This is a genomic window from Pseudomonas zhanjiangensis, from assembly GCF_041027545.1.
Classification (GTDB): Bacteria; Pseudomonadota; Gammaproteobacteria; order Pseudomonadales; family Pseudomonadaceae; genus Aquipseudomonas; species Aquipseudomonas zhanjiangensis.
The window spans coordinates 1-24,768 of sequence record NZ_JBFTEG010000016.1 but is presented as its reverse complement, the minus strand read 5'-3'; the positions used below and the strand labels follow the sequence as shown (position 1 = coordinate 24,768).

The following is a 24,768-nucleotide window of genomic DNA, read 5'->3' as shown; positions in this document are numbered from 1 at the left end:
ATGCCGAGGGGCAGGCTCAGAACAGGCGGGCGAGCAGGGCGCTGACGGCGGTTTCCACCCGCAGGATGCGCTCGCCCAGTTGCACCGGTTGCAGTCCCGCCTCCTGCAGTTTCTCCACCTCGTAGGCAATCCAGCCGCCTTCCGGGCCGATGGCCAGGGTCACCGGGCCTTCGACGGCGCGCGGGCAGGGTGGATAGGTGCCGGGATGGCCGACCAGGCCGAGGCTGCCGGCGGCGAGCGCGGGCAGGCGGTCTTCGACGAAGGGTTTGAAGCGCTTCTCGATGGTCACTTCGGGCAACATTGTGTCACGCGCCTGCTCCAGGCCGAGGATCAGTTGCTCGCGGATTGCCAGCGGCTCGAGAAAGGGCGTCTGCCAGAAGCTCTTCTCCACCCGGTAGCTGTTGAGCAGGACCAGCCGCGGTACGCCCATGGCACTGACCGTCTGCAGCACCCGGCGGAGCATCTTCGGCCGCGGCAGGGCCAGCAGTAGGGTCAGCGGCAGTTTGGCCGGCGGCGACTGGTCGAGTTCGACCTGCAGTTCGGCGGTATCGCCATCCAGGTGCAGCAGCTGGCCGCGGCCCATCAGGCCGCCCAGGCGGCCGACGCGCAGGCTGTCGCCGGTCTCGGCACGGTGCACCTCGTGCAGGTGCTTGAGGCGGCGGCCGCGGAGCAACACGCGATCGGCGGCGACGAAGTCGCCGTCTTCCAGCAGCAGCAGGTTCACGGCTGTGGCGCAGGTGGCTGGTCTTCGGACTTGTCGCGCTCTGCCGCAGCGTCGTGCTCGTCGCGCTTCTTGACCAGGCCGCCGAAGAATACCCCGGCCTCGAACAGCATCCACATGGGCACGGCCAGCAGGGTCTGCGAGAAGATGTCCGGCGGGGTCAGCACCATGCCCACGGCGAAGCAGCCGACGATCACATAGGGTCGGCTCTTGCGCAGGGTGGCGACATCGACCAGGCCGACCCAGATCAGCAGGAAGGTCGCCACGGGGATCTCGAAGGCCACGCCGAAGGCGAAGAACAGGGTCAGGACGAAGTCCAGGTACTGGCCGATATCGGTCATCATCGCCACGCCTTCGGGGGTGACGCTGGCGAAGAAGCCGAACATGATCGGGAACACCACGAAATAGGCGAAGGCCATGCCGCCGTAGAACAGCAGGATGCTGGAAATCAGCAGCGGCACGGCGATGCGCTTCTCGTGCTGGTACAGGCCCGGCGCGATGAAGCCCCAGATCTGCTGCAGGATGATCGGCATCGACAGGAACAGGGCGACCATCAGGGTCAGTTTGAACGGGGTCAGGAAGGGCGAGGCGACGCCCGTGGCGATCATGGTCGCGCCTTCGGGCAGGTAGGCGCGCAGCGGCGCGGCGACCAGCGCGTAGATGTCCTGGGAGAAATAGAACAGGCCGGCGAACAGCAGCAGCACGGCCACGACGCTGCGCAGCACGCGTGCGCGCAGCTCGGTCAGGTGCGACACCAGGGGCATTTCCTGGTCGCTGTCCGGGAGTCGGTTCATGGGCGTTCGGTCTTGTCCTGACTGGCGGCGGGCGCAGGGGATGCGGCCTCGGCTTCGCCTTCGTGGCGGGTCTCGGCGGGCTTGCTGGCGGCTTGGCCAGGCGCGAGGATGTCCTGCTTCATGGCCTTCATCTCGCGCTCGAGTTCGAGGATCTGCTCGTTATGCAGCTGGCGGCGGATTTCGTCGGCGCCGATCTCGCGCTCGACCTCGGCCTTGATCGCGCTGAAGCTGCGCTTGAGCCGGCCGATCCACAGGCTGGCGGTGCGCACGGCACCGGGCAGGCGCTCGGGGCCGAGCACCAGCAGGGCGACCAGGGCCACCAGCAGCAGCTCGGCAAAACCTATATCGAACATGGCGCCGGGCCCTTAGTCTTTCTTCGTCGGCTCTTCGACCTTGCGCGCCTGGGCGTCGATGGTCTGGCCCTTGTGCTCGTCCACCGCCGGCTTGTCGTCGTCGCTGCCCATGGATTTCTTGAAGCCCTTGATCGCATCGCCGAGATCCGAGCCCAGGCCCTTGAGGCGCTTGGTGCCGAACAGCATGACCACGATCAGCAGGATGATCAGGAGTTGCCAGATGCTAATGCCACCGAATCCCATGATGCGTTCTCCGTTGTAAGGGGTGATCAGGATTGCGGGCGTGCGGCTTTTTCCGCATGCCCGGACAGGCCGAAGCGCCGGTCCAGCTCGTCGAGTACGGCCTGCGGATGCTGGCCGAGGGCGGCGAGCATGACCAGGCTGTGGAACCAGAGATCGGCGGTCTCGTAGATCAGGTCGCTGCAGTCGCCGCTGCTGGCGGCATCCTTGGCGGCGAGAATGGTCTCCACCGATTCCTCGCCGACCTTCTCGAGAATCTTGTTCAGGCCCTTGTGGTACAGGCTTGCGACGTAGGAGCTGTCGGCGGCGGCGCCTTTGCGCGCCTCCAGCACCTCGGCCAGGCGGCTCAGGGTGTCAGTCATGGCGGTGTCCCGGGTTGTAGATGGTGTGCGGGTCTTTGAGCACCGCATCGACGGTTTTCCAGGCGCCGTCTTCCAGCACCCGGTAGAAGCAGCTCTCGCGCCCGGTATGGCAGGCGATGCCGCCAAGCTGTTCGACCTGCAGGATGACCACGTCGGCGTCGCAGTCCAGACGCAGTTCGTGCAATTTCTGCACGTGGCCGGACTCCTCGCCCTTGCGCCACAGCTTGCCGCGCGAGCGCGACCAATAGATGGCACGCTGCTCGCTGGCGGTCAGGGCCAGGGCCTCGCGATTCATCCAGGCCATCATCAGCACGCGGCCGGTCTTGTGGTCCTGGGCGATTGCCGGCACCAGGCCGTCGCTGTTCCAGTTGATGTCGTCGAGCCAGTTGGTCATCGCTGCTTCCGCCCGTCGCGGGCCTGTGGGTTAGACGCTTAGTGTGCCAGTGCTGGCTGGGTGTGGCTATCGGCGCAGCACCAGATACAGGCCGCCGGCGAGCATCACCCAGCTGTGCCAGGTGAGCAGGCTCGGAACCAGGCCAAGACTCGCCGCGCCGCCGATCAGCAACGCCCCGAGCAGGCGCCCCGGCCAGCGCACCTCGGCGCCGGGCTGTGGCTGGGCGGGCAGCGGTTGCTGATTGAGCCGCTCGAGGGTGTCGCGGGCCATCTGCGACAGGTGAGGAACCTGCTCGACCTGTTGCTGCAGGTTGCGCAGCACATGCAGCGGGCTGATTCGCTCGCGCATCCAGCGTTCGAGGTAGGGCTGGGCGGTAGTCCAGAGATCGAGGTCCGGGTACAGCTGGCGGCCCAGGCCCTCGATGTTGAGCAGGGTCTTCTGCAGCAACACCAGCTGCGGCTGCACTTCCATGTTGAAGCGCCGAGCGGTCTGGAACAGGCGCAGCAGCAGCTGGCCGAAGGAGATGTCCTTCAGCGGACGCTCGAAGATCGGCTCGCAGACGGTGCGGATCGCCGCCTCGAAGTCGTTGACCCGGGTGCTGGCCGGCACCCAGCCGGAGTCGATGTGCAGCTGCGCCACCCGGCGGTAGTCACGCTTGAAGAAGGCGAGCAGGTTGCGCGCCAGGTAGTCCTGGTCCTCGGCAGTGAGGCTGCCGATGATGCCGCAGTCGATCGCGATGTATTGCGGGTTCCACGGCTGGCGGGTGCTGACGAAGATGTTGCCGGGGTGCATGTCGGCGTGGAAGAAGCTGTCGCGGAATACCTGGGTGAAGAAGATCTCCACGCCGCGCTCGGCCAGCAGCTTCATGTCGGTGCGCTGGTCGGCCAGGGTCGCCAGGTCGGTCACCGGTACGCCGTAGATGCGCTCCATCACCAGCACCTTGGAGCGGCACAGGTCCCAGTACACCTGGGGTACGTAGAGCAGTGGCGAATTCTCGAAGTTGCGCCGCAGCTGGCTGGCGTTGGCCCCCTCGCGCAGCAGGTCGAGTTCGTCGTAGATGGTCTTTTCGTAATCGCTGACCACTTCCACCGGGCGCAGGCGGCGGGCGTCGGCGGAGGCCTTTTCGGCCGCCTTGGCGAGTAGGAACAGCCAGGCCAGGTCCTGGCGGATCACCGGCTCGAGGCCGGGGCGGATTACCTTGACCACCACTTCCTCGCCGCTCTTCAGTTGCGCGGCGTGCACCTGTGCAACCGAGGCGGAGGCCAGTGGCTTGGCATCGAAGCGGGCGAATACCTCGCCGACCTTGGCGCCCAACTGGGCTTCGATCAGCGCCCGCGAGTGCTCGGGGTCGAACGGCGGCACCTGGTCCTGCAGCCTGGCCAGCTCGTTGGCGATGTCCGGGGGCAGCAGGTCGCGGCGGGTGGATAGCAGCTGGCCGAACTTGATGAAGATCGGTCCCAGCTCTTCCAGCGCCAGGCGCAGGCGCGCCCCGCGCGACAGCTTCAGCTCCTTGCGCGGCAGCCAGCGCCAGGGCAGGGCATAGCTGGCCGCGCGCAGCCAGAAGGGCAGGGGCAGGGCTAGCAGCAGGTCGTCCAGGCGATAACGGATGACGACGCGTTGGATACGCAACAGACGGCGGGCGGCGAGCAGCTTCATGCGGTGGGCTTATGACGATGGCTGAGGCGCTCGATGCGGGCATCGAGGCGGTCGAGGTCGAGCTTGAGTCGGTCCAGCTCGGCAAAGTGCGCCTCGGCCTCGCGCTGGCCGACCAGGCTGCGCGATTCTTCGCTGAGGTAGTCGGCCAGGTTCAGGCGCAGGCTGTCCAGGGTCTGCCCGGCCCAGCCGACCCGGCTGCGCAGGTGGCCGCCGAGCAGGCTGCCAGCGACCGGGCCGAGCCAGCGCGACAGCTCGTACTCCCAGTCCAGCTCCAGATCCTGGAGGATGCCGGCGAGCTCGAGCAGGGCGGCGCTGTCGCCATCCAGTTCGACCTCGGGACTGTGCAGCACGGCGCTCTTGTCCTGGCTGCTGGCCAGGCGCAGCAGGCTGGCGGCCGGCGCGCGCAGGCGGCAATCGACGTCGCCGGCCCAGTGTCCAGCCAGGCGAATGCCCTCTTGGTCGGCGAGGATATACAGGCTCAGCGTCGGGGCCCGGCAATCCACCTCGATCACCCGGCCATGCAGGCGGGCCAGGCGCGGCAGTACCGTGCTGTCCAGAGCCAGTACCCGGTTGAGGCCGAGCTCGACGGCAGAGAGCAGCGCCGCGCTGAGCATCAGGGCTTGATGCCGCGGTGCAGGGCGACGATGCCGCCGGTCATGTTGTGATAGGTGACGCGCTCGAAGCCGGCCTCGACCATCATCGCCTTGAGGCTGTCCTGATCCGGGTGCATGCGGATCGACTCGGCCAGGTAGCGGTAGCTCTCGGCGTCGTTGGTGATCAGCTTGCCCATCAGCGGCATGAACTTGAACGAGTAAGTGTCGTAGACCTTCGACAGCAGATCGCTGGAGGGCTTGGAGAACTCCAGCACCAGCAGGCGCCCGCCCGGCTTGAGCACGCGCAGCATGGAACGCAGGGCGTCTTCCTTGTGGGTCACGTTGCGCAGGCCGAAGGCGATGGTCACGCAGTCGAAGTGGTTGTCCGGGAAGGGCAGCTTCTCGGCGTCGGCCTGGACGAACTTGACGTTGCCTGCCACGCCGCGGTCGAGCAGGCGGTCGCGACCGACCTTGAGCATCGACTCGTTGATGTCGGCCAGCAGCACCTCGCCGGTCGGGCCGACCAGGCGGGCGAACTGCTTGGTCAGGTCGCCGGTGCCGCCGGCGATGTCAAGCACCCGGTTGCCGCTGCGCACACCGGACAGTTCGATGGTGAAGCGCTTCCACAGGCGGTGCATGCCTCCGGAAAGCAGGTCGTTCATCAGGTCGTACTTGGCGGCCACCGAGTGGAACACTTCGGCGACTTTCTGCGCCTTCTGGCTTTCCGGCACATCCTGGAAGCCAAAATGCGTGGTCGGTTCGCTGTCGCTGCTCTTGCGCGGATCGTTCATGTCGCCCTTACCTAAACCGAGGAGGCTGAATCAAAGTGGCGGCCATTCTAAACCTGCGCTCCTGCTTTGTCTTGACGCGCACGCCCGGGGCGCGAGCGAGGGCCCTGTTCGGGCTGGTATAGTCGCGCGACCTAAGGTCGCAGTGAGCCTGTAGAGGAGTTACGTCATGGCCAGAATAGAAGTGGAACGTCCGCATTGTCTCGGCCGCGAGGCCGCCCGCGAGAAGGCCGAGCAGTTGGCCGAACGCCTGGCCCGCGAATACGCGGTGCGCTATAGCTGGAGTGGCGACACCCTGGAGTTCAAGCGCAGCGGTGCCGATGGGCGCATAGAGGTGAGCGAGGACCGGGTGCGGGTGCAGCTAAACCTGGGCTTGCTGCTGTCGGCCATGAGCGCCAGCATCAAACGCGAGATCGAGACGGTGCTGGACAAGAGCCTCAAGGCCTGAGGCGCTTTGGCGATCGCTTGCAGTATTTTTGCAACTAGTATGTGGTTTCTAATTTTCCTCGTTACCGTGCACTCAAGCCTGCATTCCGTGGGCGTTTCCTCAAACCACTGCGCGTGAGGTGCACCATGTCGAAAGTTGCCGTTAAGAAGAAAGCCGAAGTCGAAGAAAAAGCCACCGTGCTGGCCGATGTCAAAGGCTATGCCCGCAAGATCTGGCTGGCCGGCCTGGGCGCTTATGCCAAAGCCGGACAGGAAGGCAGCGAGTATTTCAAGGAGCTGGTCAAGGCCGGCGAAGGCGTTGAAGACCAGGGCAAGAAGCTGGTCGGCGAGCAAGTCGAGGCGGCCAACAGCCAGATCGTCAGCGTCAAGAGCAGCGTCAAGGGCAAGGTCGAGGGGCAGCTCGACAAGATCGAGAAGGCATTCGACGCCCGTGTGGCCAGCGCCCTGAACCGTATCGGCATCCCGTCCAAGCAGGATATCGAAGGGCTCTCTGCTAAGCTGGATGAGCTGAGCGCGTTGCTCGAGCATGTCGCGCGTACCAAATAAAGGAGAGCGGGATGGCTGTCAAAAAGAAAACCGAAAAGCAGACCAACTCCTGGATCGGCGAAGTAGAAAAGTACTCCCGCCAGATCTGGTTGGCAGGCCTGGGCGCTTACTCCAAGGTCAGCAAGGACGGCACCAAGCTGTTCGATACGCTGGTCAAGGACGGCGAGAAAGCCGAGAAGCTGGCCAAGACCGAAGTCGACAAGCAGGTCGATGCAGTGAAGTCCACGGTCGAAACCAAGGTTGGCAGTGCCAAGTCCAAGGTCGATGAGGTCAAGGACAAGGCACTGGGCAAGTGGGGTGAGCTGGAAGAGGCGTTCGACAAGCGTCTTAACAACGCCATCTCGCGCCTCGGCGTACCGAGCCGCCATGAAGTGAAGGCACTCAACGAAAAGGTCGAGAGCCTGACCAAGCAGATCGAGGCGCTCACCGGCGTGTCGGCCAAGGCGGTCAAGCCTGCCAGCAGGGCCGCGGCCAAGCCGGCAACGAAAGTCGCTGCCAAACCGGCCGCGGCGAAGAAGCCGGCTGCGGCCAAGCCTGCTGCCAAGCCAGCCACCAAGGCCGCCGCTAAACCGGCGACCAAGGTAGCGGCGGATCCAATCGCCGAAGCGGCAGCCAAGGTCGCCGCCAAGCCAGCCGCGGCGAAGAAGCCGGCGGTGAAGAAGACCCCGCTGGCCAAGGTTGTGGCCCCGGCCGCTTCGGAACCGGTGGCGCCCGCCGCTGCTCCAGCACCCACGGAAACACCAGCACCGAGCACGCCCGCCAGCCAGTCCTGAGTCGGTTTGCTGCTTGCCTGACGCCCGGCCCTGTGCCGGGCGTTTTGCGTTTTCCGGGGAGGCTTCAGGCCTCCAGATAGCGCCGCGCCAGGTGTTCGGCGGCCAGCCGCGAATCGGCCCGCAGGTGCGGTGCCACCAGCATCATCACCTGATAGACCACCAGGCGACTCTCGCCCGGGCTGCCGAGGATGCGCTGGTAGTCGAGGGAGAACAGCAAGGTCAGGGTGATCTGCTCGACCAGTTGGCCGAGCGCCTGAGTGTCGCTGACCAGTTGATCCTCTGCCTGCAGCCGGGCGAGCAGCGAGGCCAGGGTGCGCTTGAGGATGTTCAGCCAGTTGCGGATGCCGCGGGCCAGCTTTGGCAGGCGTCCGGCCAGATTGGACAGGTCCTGGAACAGAAAGCGGTAGTGCGCCAGGCGCTCGACGATCAGGTGGGCGAACAGCCAGTAGTCTTCGGCCTCCAGGCGCGCATCGGCGGGCGGGTTGAGCAGTGGCGCCAACTCGAGCTGAAAACGTTCGAACAAGCCGAGGATCAGTGGCTCCTTGCCATGGAAGTGGTAGTACAGGTTGCCCGGGCTGATGCCCAGTTCGTTGGCGATCTCCAGGGTGGACACGTTGGGTTCGCCTTTGTCATTGAACAGCTGCAGCGCGCACTCGAGAATTCGATCGCGGGTTTTCATTGGACCTTCTTATCCCGGCAACGGAAGGCGGGAAGATAACTGGGCAGAGGCGGCTTCGGCCAGCGCGCACATGGTTCAGCGCACGTGTACATAGGTGCCGGGAGCCGCCTCCATCGCCGGATGCTGCAGGTTGCCCAGCTCCATCTGGGTGGCGTGTTGCTCGCCGGAGCGCTCCTGGATCCAGCTCAGCCACTGCGGCCACCAGCTGCCATCGTGTTTCTTGGCGTCGTGATACCAGGCGCGTGGATCGCCGCTGAGCTTGTGGCTCTCCAGGTAGGTGGCCTTGGGGTTGCCGGGCGGGTTGAGGATGCTCTGGATATGGCCGCTGTTGGACAGGATGAAGCGCCGGCTGCCACCGACCAGCAGGGCCGAGCGATAGACCGCGTCCCAGGGGGTGATGTGGTCGTTGATGCCGGCCACGTTGAAGCTGTCGACCGTGACCTTCTGCAGGTCGATCGGCGTACCGCAGACCTCCAGGCCGCCGGCGTGGGTCAGCGGGTTGTGCTTGAAGAAGTCGATCAGGTCGCCATGCAGCGCCGCCGGCAGGCGGGTGTTGTCGTTGTTCCAGTAGAGGATGTCGAATGCCGGTGGCTGCTTGCCGAGCAGATAGTTGTTGACCCAGTAGTTCCAGATCAGGTCATTGGGGCGCATCCAGGCGAATACCTTGGCCATGTCGCGACCGTCCAGTACGCCTGCCTGGTAGGAACGGCGCTTGGCCGCCTCGAGGGTCTGTTCGTCGGCGAAGAGCATGGCCGGAGTGTCGATCTGGCTGTCGAGCAGGCTCACCAGGTAGGTGGCGCTGGCCACCTTGCGCAGCTGCCGCTTGGCCTGCAGGTGGCCTTGCAGGGCGGCGATGGTCAGGCCGCCAGCGCAGGCGCCAAGCAGGCTGACCTGTTTGCTGCCGGTGATTGCCCGGCACACCTCGAGGGCCTCTTCGGCAGCCTGCACATAGCTCGACAGGCCCCACTCGCGGTGGCGGGTCTGTGGGTTGCGCCAACTGATGGCGAAGGTCTGCACACCGTTCTTCAGGGCGTACTGGACGAAGCTCCTGTCCCGCGACAGGTCGAAGATATAGAACTTGTTGATCTGCGGCGGCACGATCAACAAGGGCGTGGCGTACTGTTTTTCGCTCATCGGCTGGTACTGGATCAGCTCCAGCAGTTCGTTGCGAAACACCACTGCGCCGGGCGTCGCGGCCAGGTTGCGGCCGACTTCGAAGGCCTGTTTGCTGACCTGGCTGGGCATGCCGTCGTTGTGCAGCAGGTCCTCGAGCAAATGGCCCAGCCCCTTGGCCAGGCTGCTGCCGCCAGTATTGAACAGCTCCTTGAGGGCCAGGGGGTTGAGCAGGGTATTGGTGGGCGACAGGGCATCACCGAGCAGGGTGGCGACGAAGCGGGCGCGGATGCGATCGTCGGCCGACATCTGGCTTTCGTCGATCCAGCTGTTCAACTGCTTCTGCCAGGCCAGATAGGCCTGGAGGCCACGTCGATAGAAGGGATTGAGCTGCCAGGTGGGGTCGGCGAAGCGCGGGTCGTGCGGGTTGACCTTGTACGGGGTGTCGCCGAGCAGTACCCGGCCCAACTGCCCGCCCAGGGCCAGCAGGTGGCGGGCGCTGTGAACCGGCTGGCGCAGGCCCTGAAAGGCCATGCCGCGCAGGGTGGAGAGCAGGTCCTTGCCACGCAGGCCGACGATGGCGCTCTGCGCGTTCATGGCGACCGTCGGGGTGGGAAGCGTGCGAGGCGGGTGTTGTTTGCGCATTGGCGACACTCCGTAACTATCCGTGATCAGGGAGTTCTACAGCAAGGCCCGTACCATGCCGGGCCGAGTCCGCCACCTAGCCTAGCGCAGGTCTGTGAGCGATGCATGACAAGGCGGCACAAAACCCACTGGCGCCCGCCGTGTGCCCTTTTATGGGGCGCCGGCGGCCTCAGAGTGGCCGAGCCGGGGCGGGGTGCGGGTGCATGACTGCTCGTTGCCGCTCTTCGGCCAGGAACTTCATGATGATCGGCGCCACGGCCCCGGCGCGGGTCACCAGGAACAGATGACCATCGTCGATCACGTGCAGCTCGGCGTTGGGAATGCGCCAGGCCAGCAGGCGCATGTTGATCAACGGGATCAACGGATCGTCATCGCCAGCCAGCACCAGGGTCGGCTGACGGATCTTGTGCAGCCAGTGGATGCTGGTCCAGCCGAGGCCGGCGAACAGCTGCCAGTAGTAGCCCATCTTGCCGCCGGAGCGCACCTTGCTCGCATGCGAGAGGGCCAGCTTGGGGTCGCGGCGAAAGGCGCCGCCATAGATGTCCGGGGCGATCTGCACGCCGTAGGAGGGCTGCACGTAGCGCCGCGGGCTGGCCATGCGCCAGAGCACCTTGGGCTTGCCCGGCACCATCACCGCACCGGCGGAAGTGGCGGCCAGCACCAGCTTCTTGCAGCGCTCCGGGTAGTCATGGGCGAACTGCTGGGCCAGGGCGCCGCCCCAGGACACGCCGATGGCGTTGACCTGGCCGTAGTTCAGGTAGTCGAGCATGCGCGCGGCCAGCTTGGCCAGGCCGGGAAAGCGATAGGGGGCGCTGGGCGTCGAGGATCCCCCGACTCCGGGGACGTCGAAGGCGATGACTTCGAGTTCGGGATCGAGTGCCTGGACGAAGGGCATCACCAGTTCCAGGTTGGCGCCGATGCCGTTGAAAATCAGCAGCGGCACCATCCGGCTGTTGCCGGGGCGAACGGCGGTGCGAATGGTCTGGCCATTCAGGTCGATGGTGCGGAACACGAAAGGTAACGACATACGCGCGAGCCCTATCAATTAAATCGCTGGGTCGGGCCGTCCCGGCCGTTCCCAGAATCCCAGGACAGTGCCTGGCTCGCCGTACCGGCCAGTGTGGCCGGCTGGGCGGGCGGCACCTCCCAGTGCCGCGGGCAGCGTTGCGCGAGGCGCCGTGGCTTAGCGTTCGTGGACATAGGTTCCGGGCGCCGCCTCGCCGGCCGGGAAGCGCTTGTTGCCCAGGCTGGTTGGCGCCTTCTTGGTCGGCCCGGAACGCTCGGCCAGCCATTTCTGCCAGTGCAGCCACCAGGAGTCGGTGTTCTTGGTCGCGCTTTCCTGCCAGTCCTTCGGATCCAGGGGCAGCTCGCTGTTGGTCATGTAGCGTGCCTTGGGGTTGCCCGGCGGGTTGAGGATGCTCTGGATGTGTCCGCTGTTGGACAGCACGAACTCGCACTTGCCGCCGAACAGGTGCGCCGACTTGTAGCAGGCTTCCCAGGGTGTGATGTGATCGGTGGTACCGGCGACGCAGAAGAAATCACAGGTGACCTGCTTGAGGTCGATCGGCGTGCCGCAGACCTCCAGGGCGCCGGGGCGGGTCAGCGGATTGGTCTTGAACATCTCGATGAACTCGCCGTGCAGGGCGGCGGGCAGGCGCGTGGTGTCGTTGTTCCAGTAGAGGATATCGAACACGGGCGGCTCGTTGCCGAGCAGGTAGTTGTTGACCCAGTAGTTCCAGATCAGGTCGTTGGGGCGCATCCAGGCGAATACCTTGGCCATGTCGGCGCCTTCCAGCACGCCGGCCTGGTAGGAGCGGCGCTTGGCGGCTTCGAGGGTCTTCTCGTCGGCGAACAGCGCCACCTGGGTGTCGAGCTTGGTGTCCAGCACGCTGACCAACAGGGTCAGGGCGTTCACCTTCTGGTCGCCGAGCGCGGCATAGTGGCCGAGCAGCGAGGCGGTAGTCAGGCCGCCGGAGCAGGCGCCGAGCATGTTGATGTCCTTGCTGCCGGTGATGGCGATGACCGCATCGATGGCTTCCTTGAGCGCCTCGATGTAGCTCGACAGGCCCCACTCGCGCTGCGCCTTGGTCGGGTTGCGCCAGCTGACCACGAAGGTCTGTACGCCATTGCGCAACAGGAATCGCGCCAGGCTCTTTTCCGGCGACAGGTCGAACACGTAGAACTTGTTGATCTGCGGCGGTACCACCAGCAGTGGGCGCTCTTGCACCTGCTCGGTAATCGGGCGGTACTGGATCAGTTCCAGCACGTCGTTGCGAAACACCACGGCGCCTTCGGTGGTCGCCAGGTTCTTGCCGACTTCGAAGGCGTTCATGTTGACCTGGCTGGGCATGCCGCCGTTGTTGACGATGTCCTTGGCCAGGTGGGAGAGGCCGTCGAGCAGGCTCTTGCCGCCGGTTTCGAAGAAGCGTTTGACCGCCGCCGGGTTGGCCATGCTGTTGCTCGGCGCCATGGCCTCGGTCATCAGGTTGATCACGAAGTGGCCGCGGCTGGCGTCCTGTTCGGACAGGTTGCTCTGCTCGACCCAGTCGTGCAGTTCCTTGCGCCAGGCCAGGTAGGTCTGCAGGTAGCGCCGGTACAGCGGGTTCTGGCTCCAGGCCGGGTCGGCGAAGCGGCGGTCGCCGCCCTCGGGTTGCAGGTCGGACTGACCGAGCAGGACATTCTTCAACTCCGCGCCAAAATGGGCCACGTGCTTGGCGCTGTGCAGAGGTTGCCTGATGGCCTGGGTGAGCACTACGCGCGCCGAGGTCAGCAGGTCTTTGCCGCGGATGCCGACGACCGGGTTCAGACCGAGGGTGTTCTCCGACGCTTGCTGTTTCAGATCATCATTTTTTTCAGTCATCTACGACGCTCCATTGTCCTGAGGCGAATACCGGCATCTGCTGCGCGTGGCGACGCAGGAATGGCGCCTGGCATTGCTCGGGTTACCGGGGGCGGATCAACTCCGCATCTCTCTGTGCCGTTGGCGGGTTGGCAAATGCAGGGAACCTGCCAGTTCCTTGGTTACCCGAGTTTGTCGGTTTGCGCAAGCTGGCTGCGATATGGGCCGAATGCGCGGAGAGTATGCCGGGATGGATTAGAAAATGCGCTCTAACCGGCGTGCGCGGCAGCGGCCGGTTCGGCTTGGGCGCGGGTCGAGCCAAGGGCGAAGCTCTGGCGCGGGGGTTGCGCCAGGGCGGTGGCTCAGAGCATCAGTTTGACCACTGACTCGTTTGGGTCGCGGGATTTGCCGGCAGTGGCAAGGGCCTGGAGGTAGTCGGCCCAGAGTTGCTCCTGGTGCGTGGCAAGATGATGGAGGTAGTCCCAGCTGAACAGGCCGCTGTCATGGCCGTCGTCGAAGCACAGTTTTAGTGCATAGTTGCCGGCCGGCTCGATGCTGCTCAGGCCGACGTGCAGTTTGCCGGTCTGCAGGATGGGTTTGCCGTGGCCCTGGACCTCGGCCGATGGCGAGTGCACGCGGAGGAACTCGGCGGAGAGGCTGTAGCTTTGGCTGCCGTAGTGCAGCTCCAGGGTCTTGGAGGCCTTGTGCAGCTTGATGGCGCTGGGGATGTACATGCTCGATATTCCATGGGACGCGGGAGCCAGGGTGCTGGCTCCTGCTGGCTGACGGCTTACAGAATATAACGCGACAGGTCTTCGTCTTCGGCCAGTTCGCCGAGGTGGCTGTTGACGTAGGCCGCGTCGATGCGGATCGGCTGTTCGCTGTGCTCGCTGGCCAGGTCGGCGGCGCTGAAGGAGACCTCCTCCAGCAGGCGCTCGAGCAGGGTGTGCAGGCGCCGGGCCCCGATGTTCTCGGTCTTCTCGTTGACCTGCCAGGCGATTTGCGCCAGGCGCTTGATGCCGTCCTCGGCGAACTCGATGGCCAGGCCCTCGGTATTGAGCAGGGCACAATACTGCTCGGTGAGCGAGGCATGCGGTTCGGTGAGGATGCGCTCGAAGTCTTCCGGGCTGAGGGCCTTGAGTTCCACGCGAATCGGCAGGCGGCCTTGCAGCTCAGGCACCAGGTCGCTGGGCTTGCTCAGGTGGAAGGCGCCGGAGGCGATGAACAGGATGTGATCGGTCTTGATCATGCCCAGCTTGGTGTTGACCGTGCAGCCCTCGATCAGCGGCAGCAGGTCGCGCTGCACCCCCTCGCGGGAAACATCGGCGCCGCCGACGTTGCCGCGCTTGGCGACCTTGTCGATCTCGTCGATGAAGACGATGCCGTTCTGCTCCACTGCTTCCAGCGCGCGGGCCTTGAGTTCTTCTTCGTTGACCAGGCGCGCGGCTTCTTCATCGCGCACCAGCTTGAGGGCTTCCTTGACCTTGAGCGTACGGCTCTTCTTCTTGCCCTTGCCCAGGTTGGAGAACAGGTTCTGCAGCTGGTTGGTCATCTCCTCCATGCCCGGCGGGGTCATGATCTCGATGCCGGCGGCAGGCTCGGCCACCTCGATGTCGATCTCCTTGTCGTCCAGCTGGCCTTCGCGCAGGCGCTTGCGGAACAGCTGGCGGGTGTTGGAGTCGCTGCTCGGCACCGGGTCCTCGTTGAAGCCGGCGCGCGCCGGCGGCAGCAGGGCATCGAGGATGCGCTCCTCGGCGGCATCCTCGGCACGGTGGCGCACCTTGGTCATCTCCTGCTCGCGCAGCATCTTCACCGCGGCATCGGCCAGGTCACGGATGATCGACTCGACGTCGCGGCCGACGTAGCCGACCTCGGTGAACTTGGTCGCCTCGACCTTGATGAACGGGGCATTGGCCAGCTTGGCCAGGCGCCGGGCGATCTCGGTCTTGCCGACGCCGGTGGGACCGATCATCAGGATGTTCTTCGGTGTCACCTCGGCGCGCAGGTCGGCCGATAGCTGCATGCGTCGCCAGCGGTTTCGCAGGGCGATGGCCACGGCGCGCTTGGCGTCATCCTGGCCGACGATGTGGCGATTGAGTTCGTGGACGATTTCACGAGGGGTCATGGACATGGTTCGGCTCCTGGTTGGACGGCCGGCTCAGATGGCCGAGTCCAGTTCCTCGATGGTCAGATTCTGGTTGGTGAACACGCAGATGGTGCCGGCGATATTCAACGCGGTTTCCGCCACTTCGCGGGCGGACATTTGCTCGGTGTGCTGCAGCAGGGCCAGCGCGGCGGCCTGGGCATAGCCGCCGCCGGAGCCCATGGCGATCAGCCCGTGCTCGGGTTCGACCACGTCGCCGTTGCCGGTGATGATCAGCGAGGCATCCTTGTTGGCCACGGCCAGCATCGCCTCCAGGCGGCTCAGCGAGCGGTCGGTACGCCAGTCTTTGGCCAGTTCGACGGCGGCGCGTACCAGGTGACCCTGGTGCTTTTCCAGCTTGCCCTCGAAGCGCTCGAACAGGGTGAAGGCGTCGGCGGTGGCACCGGCGAAGCCGGCCAGCACCTGACCGTGGTAGAGGCGGCGAACCTTCTTCGCGTTGCCTTTCATCACGGTGTTGCCGAGGGATACCTGGCCGTCGCCGCCCATGACGACTTTGCCGTGGCGGCGCACTGAAACGATGGTGGTCAAGGGAGAGTCTCCACGCAGCGGGGCGAAAATGCCCAATGCAGACTCAAATGGGGGGGCGCTCGGTGCTTTTCAACCGTTGCCTGTCGATTCTGCCGCAAAGGGTGGCGCTTGCCTTGTAACAGCGAATTGCCGTCGGCCAGGCGCCGGCGGCAAGCGGGCTCAGCGCCCCTGGCGCTGCTGCAGCAGCAGGTTGCTGAAGCCGTTGGCGGCCAGGGTCTTCTGCGACTGGGCCAGTTGCTCGCGGCTGGCGAACGGGCCGACCAGTACCCGGTGCCAGGTTTCCTCGCGCACCCTGCCGGACTCCACCTGCACGTTCTGCCCGAGCAGGATGATCTGTGCCCGTACGCTTTCCGCGTCGTCCTTGCGCCGGAACGAGCCGGCCTGAAGGAAGAATTGGGTGCTGACCGGGGGCTTGGCCACCACCGGAGCTGGTGGCGGCGTCTGGCCGTTGAGCGCCGCCTGGGCCCGCGCCGCATCGATCCTGGCCGCCTCTTCGGGACTCACCGGCTTCGGCGTCGGCTCGGTCGCCGGCTGTGGCTGCTCGAGCGCCTGTGGCGGCACTATGACCTCCGATTCCGGCAGCAGGGTGTAGAAGTCGTACTTGGGCTTGGCGGGCTCGGGCTTGGCTGGCGGCTTGGTGCTGCGGGCCTGCTCCGGCTTGCTGCGCCTGATCTCCTCGCGGCCCGGCTCAAGGCTGAACAGGAACATCATGAAACCGCCGATGGCCAGGCCGCAGGCCAGCCAGACCCAGCCGGGTACCGGCTTCTTGGCGGGCGCCTTGTAGCGGCTGGCGCCGCGCTTGGCCGCTGGTTTCTTGCGGGCTGCCACCTTACATGCGCTCCAGGGTTTCCAGGCCGAGCAGCTGCAGGCCCTGCTTGAGGGTGCGACCGGTCAGGGCGGCCAGGCGCAGGCGGCTGTGCTGGGTGGCCTGGTCTTCGGCGGCGAGGATCGGGCAGTTCTCGTAGAAGCTGGAGAACAGCCCGGCCAGGTCGTACAGGTAGGCGCACAACAGGTGCGGCACGCCCTTGTCGCCGACGCTGTTGAGCACTTCGCCGAACTGCGCCAGCTTGCCGGCCAGGGCCAGTTCCTGCTCGCCGGCCAGGTTGATCCGGCCCTCGACCGCTTCGAAGCCGTGGCCGAGCTTGCGGAACACGCTGGCCACTCGGGTGTAGGCGTACAGCAGGTAGGGCGCGGTGTTGCCTTCGAAGCTGAGCATCTGTTCGAAGTTGAAGCTGTAGTCGCTGGTGCGGTGCTTGGACAGGTCGGCGTACTTGACCGAGGCGATGCCCACCACTTTGCCGATGGCGCGCAATTCTTCCTCGGTGAATGGCGTCTCGCCGCGCTCGGCGCGTTGTTCATTGCGGGCCTTGACCAGGGCGTAGGCGCGCTGCTCGGCCTCGTCGAGCAGGTCGACCAGTTTCACCGTGCCGCCGTCGCGGGTCTTGAACGGGCGGCCGTCGGCGCCGTTCATGGTGCCGAAGCCCATGTGTTCCAGTTGCATGTCGGCGGGCACGAAGCCGGCCAGGCGTGCGGCAGCAAAGACCATCTGGAAGTGCAGGGCCTGGCGCTGGTCGACGAAGTACAGGGCGCGGTCGGCCTTGAGCACATTGGCCCGGTAACGGGTCGCGGCCAGGTCGGTGGTGGCATAGAGGTAGCCGCCGCCAGCCTTCTGCACGATCAGCGGCAGCGGCTTGCCTTCGGCGTTCTTGAATTCGTCCATGAACACGCACTGGGCGCCGTCGCTCTCGCTCAGCAAGCCCTTGGCCTTGAGGTCGGCGACCACCTTGGCCAGGTCGTCGTTGTAGGCGCTTTCGCCCTTGACGTCGGCCATGCTCAGCTTCACGCCCAGGCGGTCGTAGATGGCCTGGCAGTGTGACAGGGAGATGTCGTTGAAGCGGTGCCACAGGCGTAGGCATTCGGCGTCGCCGGCCTGCAACTGGACCACCAGCGCGCGGGCGCGCTCGGCGAATTCGGCGGATTCGTCGAAACGCTTCTTGGCGGCGCGATAGAAACTCTCCAGGTCGGCCAGTTCGGCATCGCTGCCCACCGGCTGTTCCTGCATGTAGGCCAGCAGCATGCCGAACTGGGTGCCCCAGTCGCCCACGTGGTTCTGTCGGATCACCTCGTCGCCGAGGAACTCCAGTACCCGGGCCACGCCGTCGCCGATGATGGTCGAGCGCAGATGGCCGACGTGCATCTCCTTGGCCAGGTTCGGTGCGGACAGGTCGACCACCACCCGCTGCGGATCGCCGGCCTTGTGCACGCCGAGGCGGGCATCGGCCAGCAGCGCATCGAGGCGCTCGGCCAGCGCCTGGGTGTTCTGATAGAAGTTGAGAAAGCCGGGGCCGGCGATCTCGACCTTGTTGACCTGGGCGTCGGCCGGCAGCGCGGCGATCAGTTTCTCGGCCAGTTCACGCGGTTTCAGCCCGGCCGGCTTGGCCAGCATCATGGCGATATTGCTGGCGAAGTCACCGTGGCTCTTGTCCTTGGTGTTCTCCACCTGGATCGTCGGGCTCAGGCCCTCGGGCAGCACGCCTTCGGTAGTCAGGCGGGTCAGGGCTTGCTGGATCAGGTGGCGAATGCTGTCTTTCATGGTCTGCTCGGTCGGCCGTTCAAGCGGCGGCGCCCAGGGGCGCTGGTTGAAAACTGCGCATTATCGACGCCCTTCGGTCGTGGCTTCAAGCGACATGCTCCCGGCGGCAGGACAAAAATGCCCCCGCCGCCGGTGAAATGCTGCTGTACGGCCCTAGAACAGGTCGATCGGGTCGACGTCCAGCGACCAGCGCACCGCGCGGCCGCTGGGCATCTGCTCCAGGGTTGCCAGCCAGGCATGCAGCAGTCGATGCAGCGGCGCGCGGGCATTGCTCTGCACCAGCAGTTGCGCCCGGTAGCGACCCGCCCGCCGCTCCATGGGGGCTGGCACTGGCCCGAGCAGCTCGATGCCGTCGAGTTGCAAGTGGTCCAGCAGCAGCTCCGCCTCGCTGCACGCTTGGTCGAGAAAACCCTCGGCCTGGCCCGGCTTGTGTGCCTCGGCGCGCAGCAGGGCCAGGTGGCAGAACGGCGGCAGGCCGGCACTGCGACGCTCGCTGAGGGCCTGTTCGGCGAAGGCAAAGTAGCCCTGCTCGGTCAGCTGCACGAGCAGCGGGTGGTCGGCCAGGTGGCTCTGGATGATCACCTTGCCCGGCTCCTCGGCCCGTCCTGCGCGCCCCGCGACCTGAACGATCAGCTGGGCCATGCGCTCGCTGGCGCGGAAATCGGCGGAAAACAGCCCGCCGTCGGCATCGAGGATCGCCACCAGGGTCACGCGGGGGAAGTGATGGCCCTTGGCGAGCATCTGGGTGCCGACCAGGATGCACGGCTCGCCGCGCTGCACGCGATTGAACAGGCTGGTCATGGCGTCCTTGCGCGCGGTGCTGTCGCGGTCCACGCGCAGTACCGGCACCTGGGGAAAGAGCGTTGCCAGGCGCTCCTCGGCGCGTTCGGTGCCGGCACCGACCGGGCGTAGGTCGACGTTGTGGCACTTGGGGCAGTTGTGCGGGCGGCGCTCGACGTGGCCGCAATGATGACAGCGCAGTTCCTGGGAGCGCTGGTGCACGGTCATCCGCGCGTCGCAGCGCGGGCATTCCGACAGCCAGCCGCAATCGTGGCAGAGCAGGGTCGGGGCGAAGCCGCGGCGGTTGAGGAATACCAGCACCTGTTGACCGGCTGCCAGGGTCTGGCCGATGGCCTGCTGCATGGGGCCGGAAATGCCCGAGTCGAGCGGCCGGCTCTTCACATCCAGGCGCAGGAAGCGCGGTGGCTGGGCGCCGCCGGCGCGGCGGTTGAGGCGCAGCAGGGCGTAGCGGCCCGAATGGGCGTTGTGCAGACTTTCCAGCGAAGGGGTGGCCGAACCGAGGAGGATCGGGATGTTCTCCTGACGGGCGCGCACCACGGCCAGATCGCGGGCGTGATAGCGCAGGCCCTCCTGCTGTTTATAGGAGGCGTCGTGCTCCTCGTCGATGATGATCAGGCCGGGGCGCTGCATCGGGGTGAACAGCGCCGAGCGCGTGCCGATGATGATGTCGGCCTCGCCATCGCGCGCGGCCAGCCAGGCATCCAGGCGCTCGCGGTCGTTGACCGCCGAGTGCAGCAGGGCGATGCGCGCATTGAAGCGTTGTTCGAAGCGCGCCAGGGTCTGAGGCCCCAGGTTGATCTCGGGGATCAGTACCAGCGCCTGCTTGCCGGCCTCGAGTGTCTGGCGGATCAGTTGCAGGTAGACCTCGGTCTTGCCGCTGCCGGTCACCCCGGCGAGCAGAAAGGCGTTGAACGCGCCGAAGCCGGCGCGCACCGCCTCGGCTGCGCTGCGCTGTTCGGCATTCAGTGGCAGTTCGGCCTGGGCCAGCCAGCTGGCATGACGCGCGCTGGCGGCGTGGCGACGCACCTCGATACGTACCAGGCCTTTTTCGCGCAGCTGATCGAGGCTGTCCTTGCTCAGCTGCAGCTGGCCGAGCAATTGGTGCGCGACGCCGTGCGGGTGCTGGGCGATGGTCTTCAATGCCTCGCGCTGGCGCGGCGCTCGGGCCAGGCGCGGATCGTCCAGGCGGGCACCTTCGGCCAGATGCCAGAAACGCTCCTGGCGTGCCTCGGCCGGTTCGCCTTGGCGCAGCAGTATCGGCAGGGCCCAGCTGAAGGTGTCGCCGAGGCTGTGCTGGTAGTATTGCGCGGTCCACAGGCACAGCCGGAAGAAGGTGGCAGGCAGCGGCGATTGGGCGTCGAGCAGCTGCAGTGCTGGCTTGAGCTTGTCCGCAGGGACTTCGCTGTGCGCGCACACCTCGACCAGGATGCCAATCAGTTCGCGTCGGCCGAACGGCACGCGCAACCGGGCGCCTGGCTGCAGGGCGCTGCGCGGCACACCGGCTGGGGCGCGGTAATCGAACAGGCGGCGCAGCGGTGAAGGCAGGGCGAGGCGCAGGATGGCGTCGGACACGCAGTGGGCTCCAGGTGCGAATGGGCGATCTTAGCACGGCCGCGCGCGACGGCCGGTGGTGGTGGTGACTTGCATCGGGTGGGGGGTCTGGTATGATCCGCGGCCTATTTCCGTGCGGTACCTGACATTGGGTTGGGTGGCGGCACAAAATCCCGAGGAATACACCATGAAAGCCGATATCCATCCGGAATACGTCGCTATCGAAGCGACCTGCAGCTGCGGTAACGTGATCAAGACCCGCTCCACCCTGGCCAAGAGCATCAGCCTCGACGTGTGCTCCGAGTGCCACCCGTTCTACACCGGCAAGCAGAAAGTGCTGGACGCCGGCGGCCGTATCGATCGCTTCAAGCAGCGCTTCGGCGTATTCGGCGCTACCAAGTAAGCAGCCGAACTGCGGCGACTGGTCTGATGGCCGGATTCGCGCTACTGAAAAAGGCGTCCCTCGTGGGCGCCTTTTTCGTTTTCGGGTTTTTTATCGGCCCGGCTTGGGCGTTCTGTCCCGTGCCGGGCAAGCTGGAACAGGTCGGGGTACTGCGGGTGGTGGATGGCGACACGCTGCGTCTGAGCGATGGCCGCAGCGTTCGCCTGATCGGCCTGAATACTCCGGAACTGGCCCATCACGGCCGCTCCGCCGAGCCCTTCGGTGAGGCCGCGCGGCGCCGCCTGGTAGAGCTGGTGGCGGCCAATGATGGACGGGTTGGGGTGGTGCTCGGTCGTGAATCCAGGGATCGCTACGGGCGCACGCTGGCCTACCTGTATGGCGCCGAGGGGCAGAGTATCGAGGCGCAGCTTCTGGCCGAGGGGCTCGGTTTTCTGGTCGCGGTGGCGCCCAATGTGGCGCTGCTGGACTGTCTGCGGGCGGCCGAGCGCAGTGCTCGACAGGCGCGTCTTGGGCTGTGGCGCGGCTCGCCGGTAAGAACACCGGAGCAACTCGACGCCGCTGGCTTCGCCCTGATCCAGGCGCGCATCGAGCGGGTCGAGGGCAATCGAGGCGGGCTGTGGCTAGAGTTGGGAGAGACCCTGGTGCTGCATGTGGCGCCGGCGCTGCGCGAGCGTTTCGAGGCGCGCCACGGGCGCGAGTTGCTGGGGCGTCGTGTCGAGGCGCGAGGCTGGGTCATTGACCGGGCCAGGCGTGGCGGCGTACAACCGGGGAAGGCCCGTTGGATGCTGCCATTGACCCACGCGGCTATGTTGGAGGTGTTGCCATGAGCCTGCGTTGCTCGCTGCTGTTGTTGCTGATTGTCGGGCAGTTGCTCGGCTGTGCCCAGAACCCGGCTACCGGCCGCAGCGACTTCGTGTTGATGAGCGAGCAGGAGGAGCTGGAACTGGGGCGGCGTTACAGTCAGGAGATCCTCAAGCAGTACCCGCGTTACCCCGACGAAAAGCTGCAGGCCTATGTGCAGCAGGTCGGCGAGCGGGTGGCGCGTCACAGCCATCGCAGTCAGCTCGACTACCGTTTTACCGTGGTCGACAGCCCGGACATCAATGCCTTCGCCCTGCCGGGAGGCTACATCTATATTCACCGCGGATTGCTGGCGTACCTCAACTCCGAGGCCGAACTGGCGGCCGTGCTGGGACATGAGGTGGGACATGTCACCGCGCGCCACAGCGTGCAGCAGCAGAGCCAGTCGAGTGCCTGGAATGTCCTCGGCCAGGCGGTGGCGATCGGGACGGGTATCGGCGCGGTCGGCGATCTGACCAATGTGCTCGGCAACGCCGTGGTGCGTGGCTACGGACGCGATATGGAGCTCGAGGCCGATGGTCTGGGGGCGCAATATCTGGCGCGCAGTGGCTATGACCCGCAGGCGATGATCGAAGTGGTCAAGGTGCTGAAAAGCCAAGAAGACTTCGCCCGGGATCAGGCGGCGACCCAGGGCCAGGAGGGGCGTGCGGCGAGCGGCTACCATGGTCTGTTCGACACGCATCCGGACAACGATCAGCGCCTGCAACAGGTGCTGGGGCCGGCGCAGGCGCTGGCGACCGGGCGTCAGGAAATCAGTCGCGAGACCTTCCTCCAGCACCTGCAGGGGCTGCCCTTCGGCGACTCGGCGGCCAGTGGCGTGCGCCGCGGTCAGCAGTTCTACCATGCCGGATTGAATGTCACCCTGGCCTTTCCGAATGGCTGGGACATCATCAATCGACCGGATGCGCTGATCGGCCGCGCCGCCGATCAACAGGCATTTGTCGTCTTCAGCCTGGAGGCGAACCCAGAGCGGTTGTCGCCGGCCAAGTGGTTGGCCCAGCGCGTCGGCGGGGAGCGCCTGGTCGACGGGAAGGCGCTGAGCCAGGCCGGTTTGCGCGGTTACAGCGCGCTTGTGGCCGGAACCCCGGCGCGGCGCGTCGCGGTGTTGCAGCAGGGCGAGCGAGTCTATCTGTTTATTGCCGCGGTGCGCGGTCATGCCGCGCTGGCAAGTCGGGACGCGGAATTTCAGCAGGTGATCGGCAGCTTGCGTCCGCTCACGGACGCCGAACGCCCGCTGGCCGAGCCGCTGCGGCTGGCGCTGGTGAGGGCGAAAGCCGGGCAAACGATGGCGGACCTGGCGCGCCAGAGCAAGTTGCCCGGGGATGCCGAAGCGACCCTGCGTTTGCTCAATAATCTCTACCCGGCCGGTGAGCCGAGTGCGGGGAGTTGGCTCAAGCTGGTGCGCTAGCGGGCATGGCCCGCCGGCTCTTGCAGTCTTGTGCATATGTATACAACTTGCGTATCCTCGGCCGCCTGCTTGTTCAATAGCCAAAAAAGCGGAAATGCCACTATGTCTGATCTGAAAACTGCCGCTCTCGAATATCACGCGCAGCCCCGCCCCGGGAAGCTGAGTGTCGAGCTGACCAAACCCACTGCTACTGCCCGTGATCTGGCGCTGGCCTACAGCCCTGGTGTCGCCGAGCCTGTGCGTGAGATCGCGCGCGATCCGGAGCTGGCCTACCGCTACACTGGCAAGGGCAACTTGGTTGCGGTGATTTCCGACGGCACCGCTATTCTGGGGCTGGGCAATCTGGGTCCGCTGGCGTCCAAGCCGGTCATGGAAGGCAAGGGCGTGTTGTTCAAGCGCTTCGCCGGCATCGACGTGTTCGATATCGAGGTGGACGCCGAGAGTCCGCAGGCCTTTATCGACACGGTCAAGCGCATTTCCATCACCTTCGGTGGGATCAATCTGGAAGACATCAAGGCTCCCGAGTGCTTCGAGATCGAGCGCGCCCTGATCGAGCAGTGCGACATTCCGGTCTTCCATGATGACCAGCACGGTACCGCTATCGTGACCGCTGCCGGCATGCTCAATGCGCTGGAAATCGCTGGGAAGACCCTGGAAGAAGCGAAGATCGTCTGCCTGGGCGCCGGCGCCGCAGCGACCTCCTGCATGAAGCTGCTGGTGAGTATGGGGGCCAAGGTCGAAAACATCTTCATGATCGACCGCAAGGGCGTGATTCACGCCGGCCGTGACGATCTGAACCAGTACAAGGCGGTATTCGCCAGCGAAACCGACAAGCGCACCCTGTCGGACGCCCTCGACGGCGCGGACGTTTTTGTCGGCCTGTCTGGCGCCAACCTGCTGAGCCAGGAAGATCTGCAGCGCATGGCGGCCAATCCGATCGTGTTCGCCTGCTCCAACCCGGATCCGGAGATCGCTCCGGAGTTGGCCCATGCCGTGCGCAATGACGTGATCATGGCCACCGGCCGTTCGGACTACCCGAACCAGGTCAACAATGTGCTGGGCTTCCCCTTCATTTTCCGCGGCGCTCTGGACGTGCGCGCCACGCGGATCAACGAAGAGATGAAGATTGCCGCTGCCCTGGCCCTGCGTGACCTGGCCAAGCTTCCGGTACCGCAGGAAGTCTGTGATGCCTATGGGGGTATCAAGCTGGAGTTCGGCCGCGAATACATCATTCCGAAGCCGATGGATCCACGCCTGATCACCCTGGTCTGCGATGCCGTGGCCAAGGCTGCAATCGAAAGCGGTGTGGCGACGCAGCCCTACCCGCAACACTATCCGCTGAAATCGGTGGATGAGGTGTTCAACGGCTAGATTGCTCCCCATAAAAAAAGGCTATGTCCCAATAGCGTGTTGCGCGGTGCGTCCTACCGCCTCCTGGATGCAGTGAACTGGCCGAATGCTTTGCTGGTAGCGCTCAAGCATGCGGCGCCAGCCCAGGTAATTGGGGAGGTAGCGG

General features: G+C 65.6%; 26 protein-coding genes and 1 pseudogene. 7 read left to right on the top strand and 20 right to left on the bottom strand.

Going from position 1 to position 24,768, the window contains the following annotated elements:
* Positions 1-16: 16 nt before the first annotated feature.
* The 9 genes from AB5S05_RS17505 to ubiE all read right to left on the bottom strand — a co-directional run bounded on the left by AB5S05_RS17505 (position 17) and on the right by ubiE (position 5,904).
* Positions 17-724 (bottom strand): 16S rRNA (uracil(1498)-N(3))-methyltransferase, encoded by a 708-nt coding sequence (locus AB5S05_RS17505; protein WP_369288804.1) that lies wholly within the window; start codon positions 722-724, stop codon positions 17-19.
* Positions 721-1,515 (bottom strand): twin-arginine translocase subunit TatC, encoded by a 795-nt coding sequence (gene tatC, locus AB5S05_RS17500; protein ID WP_369288803.1) that lies wholly within the window; start codon positions 1,513-1,515, stop codon positions 721-723. The genes AB5S05_RS17505 and tatC overlap by 4 nt, the downstream gene beginning before the upstream one ends.
* Positions 1,512-1,868 (bottom strand): Sec-independent protein translocase protein TatB, encoded by a 357-nt coding sequence (tatB, locus tag AB5S05_RS17495; RefSeq protein ID WP_369288802.1) that lies wholly within the window; start codon positions 1,866-1,868, stop codon positions 1,512-1,514. The genes tatC and tatB overlap by 4 nt, the downstream gene beginning before the upstream one ends.
* A gap of 12 nt (positions 1,869-1,880) precedes the next feature.
* Positions 1,881-2,111: a twin-arginine translocase TatA/TatE family subunit gene (gene tatA, locus AB5S05_RS17490; protein ID WP_369288801.1), complete on the bottom strand. Its 231-nt coding sequence runs from the start codon at positions 2,109-2,111 to the stop codon at positions 1,881-1,883.
* Positions 2,112-2,137: 26 nt separating this feature from the next.
* Positions 2,138-2,470 (bottom strand): phosphoribosyl-ATP diphosphatase, encoded by a 333-nt coding sequence (locus AB5S05_RS17485; protein ID WP_369288800.1) that lies wholly within the window; start codon positions 2,468-2,470, stop codon positions 2,138-2,140.
* On the bottom strand, positions 2,463-2,864 hold the full coding sequence (gene hisI, locus AB5S05_RS17480; protein ID WP_369288799.1) for a phosphoribosyl-AMP cyclohydrolase: 402 nt from the start codon (positions 2,862-2,864) through the stop codon (positions 2,463-2,465). The genes AB5S05_RS17485 and hisI overlap by 8 nt, the downstream gene beginning before the upstream one ends.
* Before the next feature lie 66 nt (positions 2,865-2,930).
* Positions 2,931-4,520: a ubiquinone biosynthesis regulatory protein kinase UbiB gene (ubiB, locus tag AB5S05_RS17475; protein ID WP_369288798.1), complete on the bottom strand. Its 1,590-nt coding sequence runs from the start codon at positions 4,518-4,520 to the stop codon at positions 2,931-2,933.
* On the bottom strand, positions 4,517-5,134 hold the full coding sequence (locus AB5S05_RS17470; protein ID WP_369288797.1) for a ubiquinone biosynthesis accessory factor UbiJ: 618 nt from the start codon (positions 5,132-5,134) through the stop codon (positions 4,517-4,519). The genes ubiB and AB5S05_RS17470 overlap by 4 nt, the downstream gene beginning before the upstream one ends.
* Entirely contained in the window at positions 5,134-5,904 is a 771-nt protein-coding gene (gene ubiE, locus AB5S05_RS17465; RefSeq protein ID WP_369288796.1) for a bifunctional demethylmenaquinone methyltransferase/2-methoxy-6-polyprenyl-1,4-benzoquinol methylase UbiE, read from the bottom strand. Before ubiE ends, AB5S05_RS17470 begins: the two co-directional genes overlap by 1 nt.
* Before the next feature lie 166 nt (positions 5,905-6,070).
* Between ubiE and AB5S05_RS17460 the strand changes: the two genes are divergently transcribed.
* From AB5S05_RS17460 to AB5S05_RS17450, 3 genes are all read left to right on the top strand, one after another.
* On the top strand, positions 6,071-6,349 hold the full coding sequence (locus tag AB5S05_RS17460; protein WP_369288795.1) for a polyhydroxyalkanoic acid system family protein: 279 nt from the start codon (positions 6,071-6,073) through the stop codon (positions 6,347-6,349).
* Between the two features lie 125 nt (positions 6,350-6,474).
* Positions 6,475-6,894, top strand: coding sequence for a phasin family protein (locus AB5S05_RS17455; protein WP_369288794.1), 420 nt, complete (start codon positions 6,475-6,477; stop codon positions 6,892-6,894).
* Positions 6,895-6,905: 11 nt separating this feature from the next.
* Positions 6,906-7,667, top strand: a complete 762-nt coding sequence (locus AB5S05_RS17450; protein WP_369288793.1) for a phasin family protein — start codon at positions 6,906-6,908, stop codon at positions 7,665-7,667.
* A 64-nt stretch (positions 7,668-7,731) separates the two neighbouring features.
* Here AB5S05_RS17450 and AB5S05_RS17445 read toward each other — a convergent pair whose 3' ends face one another.
* The 10 genes from AB5S05_RS17445 to AB5S05_RS17400 all read right to left on the bottom strand — a co-directional run bounded on the left by AB5S05_RS17445 (position 7,732) and on the right by AB5S05_RS17400 (position 20,601).
* Complete coding sequence (locus AB5S05_RS17445; RefSeq protein ID WP_369288792.1) at positions 7,732-8,346, bottom strand: TetR/AcrR family transcriptional regulator; 615 nt, start codon at positions 8,344-8,346, stop codon at positions 7,732-7,734.
* A 75-nt stretch (positions 8,347-8,421) separates the two neighbouring features.
* A complete protein-coding gene (phaC, locus tag AB5S05_RS17440) occupies positions 8,422-10,104 on the bottom strand; it encodes a class II poly(R)-hydroxyalkanoic acid synthase (RefSeq protein ID WP_369288791.1) in 1,683 nt (560 codons plus the stop codon).
* A gap of 169 nt (positions 10,105-10,273) precedes the next feature.
* Positions 10,274-11,131: a poly(3-hydroxyalkanoate) depolymerase gene (phaZ, locus tag AB5S05_RS17435; protein WP_369288790.1), complete on the bottom strand. Its 858-nt coding sequence runs from the start codon at positions 11,129-11,131 to the stop codon at positions 10,274-10,276.
* Between the two features lie 156 nt (positions 11,132-11,287).
* Positions 11,288-12,964, bottom strand: a complete 1,677-nt coding sequence (gene phaC, locus AB5S05_RS17430) for a class II poly(R)-hydroxyalkanoic acid synthase (protein WP_369288789.1) — start codon at positions 12,962-12,964, stop codon at positions 11,288-11,290.
* A 341-nt stretch (positions 12,965-13,305) separates the two neighbouring features.
* The gene (locus tag AB5S05_RS17425; protein WP_369288788.1) at positions 13,306-13,677 is read right to left on the bottom strand and encodes a gamma-butyrobetaine hydroxylase family protein; all 372 of its coding nucleotides are present in this window, start codon (positions 13,675-13,677) and stop codon (positions 13,306-13,308) included.
* A 56-nt stretch (positions 13,678-13,733) separates the two neighbouring features.
* On the bottom strand, positions 13,734-15,074 hold the full coding sequence (gene hslU, locus AB5S05_RS17420; RefSeq protein WP_369288787.1) for an ATP-dependent protease ATPase subunit HslU: 1,341 nt from the start codon (positions 15,072-15,074) through the stop codon (positions 13,734-13,736).
* A gap of 27 nt (positions 15,075-15,101) precedes the next feature.
* Positions 15,102-15,635 carry an ATP-dependent protease subunit HslV gene (gene hslV / locus AB5S05_RS17415; protein WP_369288786.1) on the bottom strand — a complete coding sequence of 178 codons (534 nt, stop codon included), beginning with the start codon at positions 15,633-15,635 and terminating at the stop codon, positions 15,102-15,104.
* A 159-nt stretch (positions 15,636-15,794) separates the two neighbouring features.
* Complete coding sequence (locus tag AB5S05_RS17410) at positions 15,795-16,463, bottom strand: SPOR domain-containing protein (RefSeq protein ID WP_369288785.1); 669 nt, start codon at positions 16,461-16,463, stop codon at positions 15,795-15,797.
* 1 nt (position 16,464) lies between these two features.
* On the bottom strand, positions 16,465-18,228 hold the full coding sequence (gene argS, locus AB5S05_RS17405) for an arginine--tRNA ligase (RefSeq protein WP_369288784.1): 1,764 nt from the start codon (positions 18,226-18,228) through the stop codon (positions 16,465-16,467).
* A 153-nt stretch (positions 18,229-18,381) separates the two neighbouring features.
* Positions 18,382-20,601, bottom strand: coding sequence for a primosomal protein N' (locus AB5S05_RS17400; RefSeq protein WP_369288783.1), 2,220 nt, complete (start codon positions 20,599-20,601; stop codon positions 18,382-18,384).
* A gap of 166 nt (positions 20,602-20,767) precedes the next feature.
* Between AB5S05_RS17400 and rpmE the strand changes: the two genes are divergently transcribed.
* From rpmE to AB5S05_RS17380, 4 genes are all read left to right on the top strand, one after another.
* The gene (gene rpmE / locus AB5S05_RS17395) at positions 20,768-20,983 is read left to right on the top strand and encodes a 50S ribosomal protein L31 (protein WP_369288782.1); all 216 of its coding nucleotides are present in this window, start codon (positions 20,768-20,770) and stop codon (positions 20,981-20,983) included.
* A gap of 26 nt (positions 20,984-21,009) precedes the next feature.
* Entirely contained in the window at positions 21,010-21,810 is an 801-nt protein-coding gene (locus tag AB5S05_RS17390; RefSeq protein WP_369288781.1) for a thermonuclease family protein, read from the top strand.
* Positions 21,807-23,252 (top strand): M48 family metalloprotease, encoded by a 1,446-nt coding sequence (locus tag AB5S05_RS17385; RefSeq protein ID WP_369288780.1) that lies wholly within the window; start codon positions 21,807-21,809, stop codon positions 23,250-23,252. Before AB5S05_RS17390 ends, AB5S05_RS17385 begins: the two co-directional genes overlap by 4 nt.
* A 102-nt stretch (positions 23,253-23,354) precedes the next feature.
* Entirely contained in the window at positions 23,355-24,623 is a 1,269-nt protein-coding gene (locus AB5S05_RS17380) for a malic enzyme-like NAD(P)-binding protein (protein ID WP_369288779.1), read from the top strand.
* A gap of 21 nt (positions 24,624-24,644) precedes the next feature.
* On the opposite strand, the pseudogene AB5S05_RS17375 reads toward AB5S05_RS17380, so the two are convergent.
* A pseudogene (locus tag AB5S05_RS17375) lies at positions 24,645-24,768 on the bottom strand (IS1595 family transposase); the annotation flags it as partial.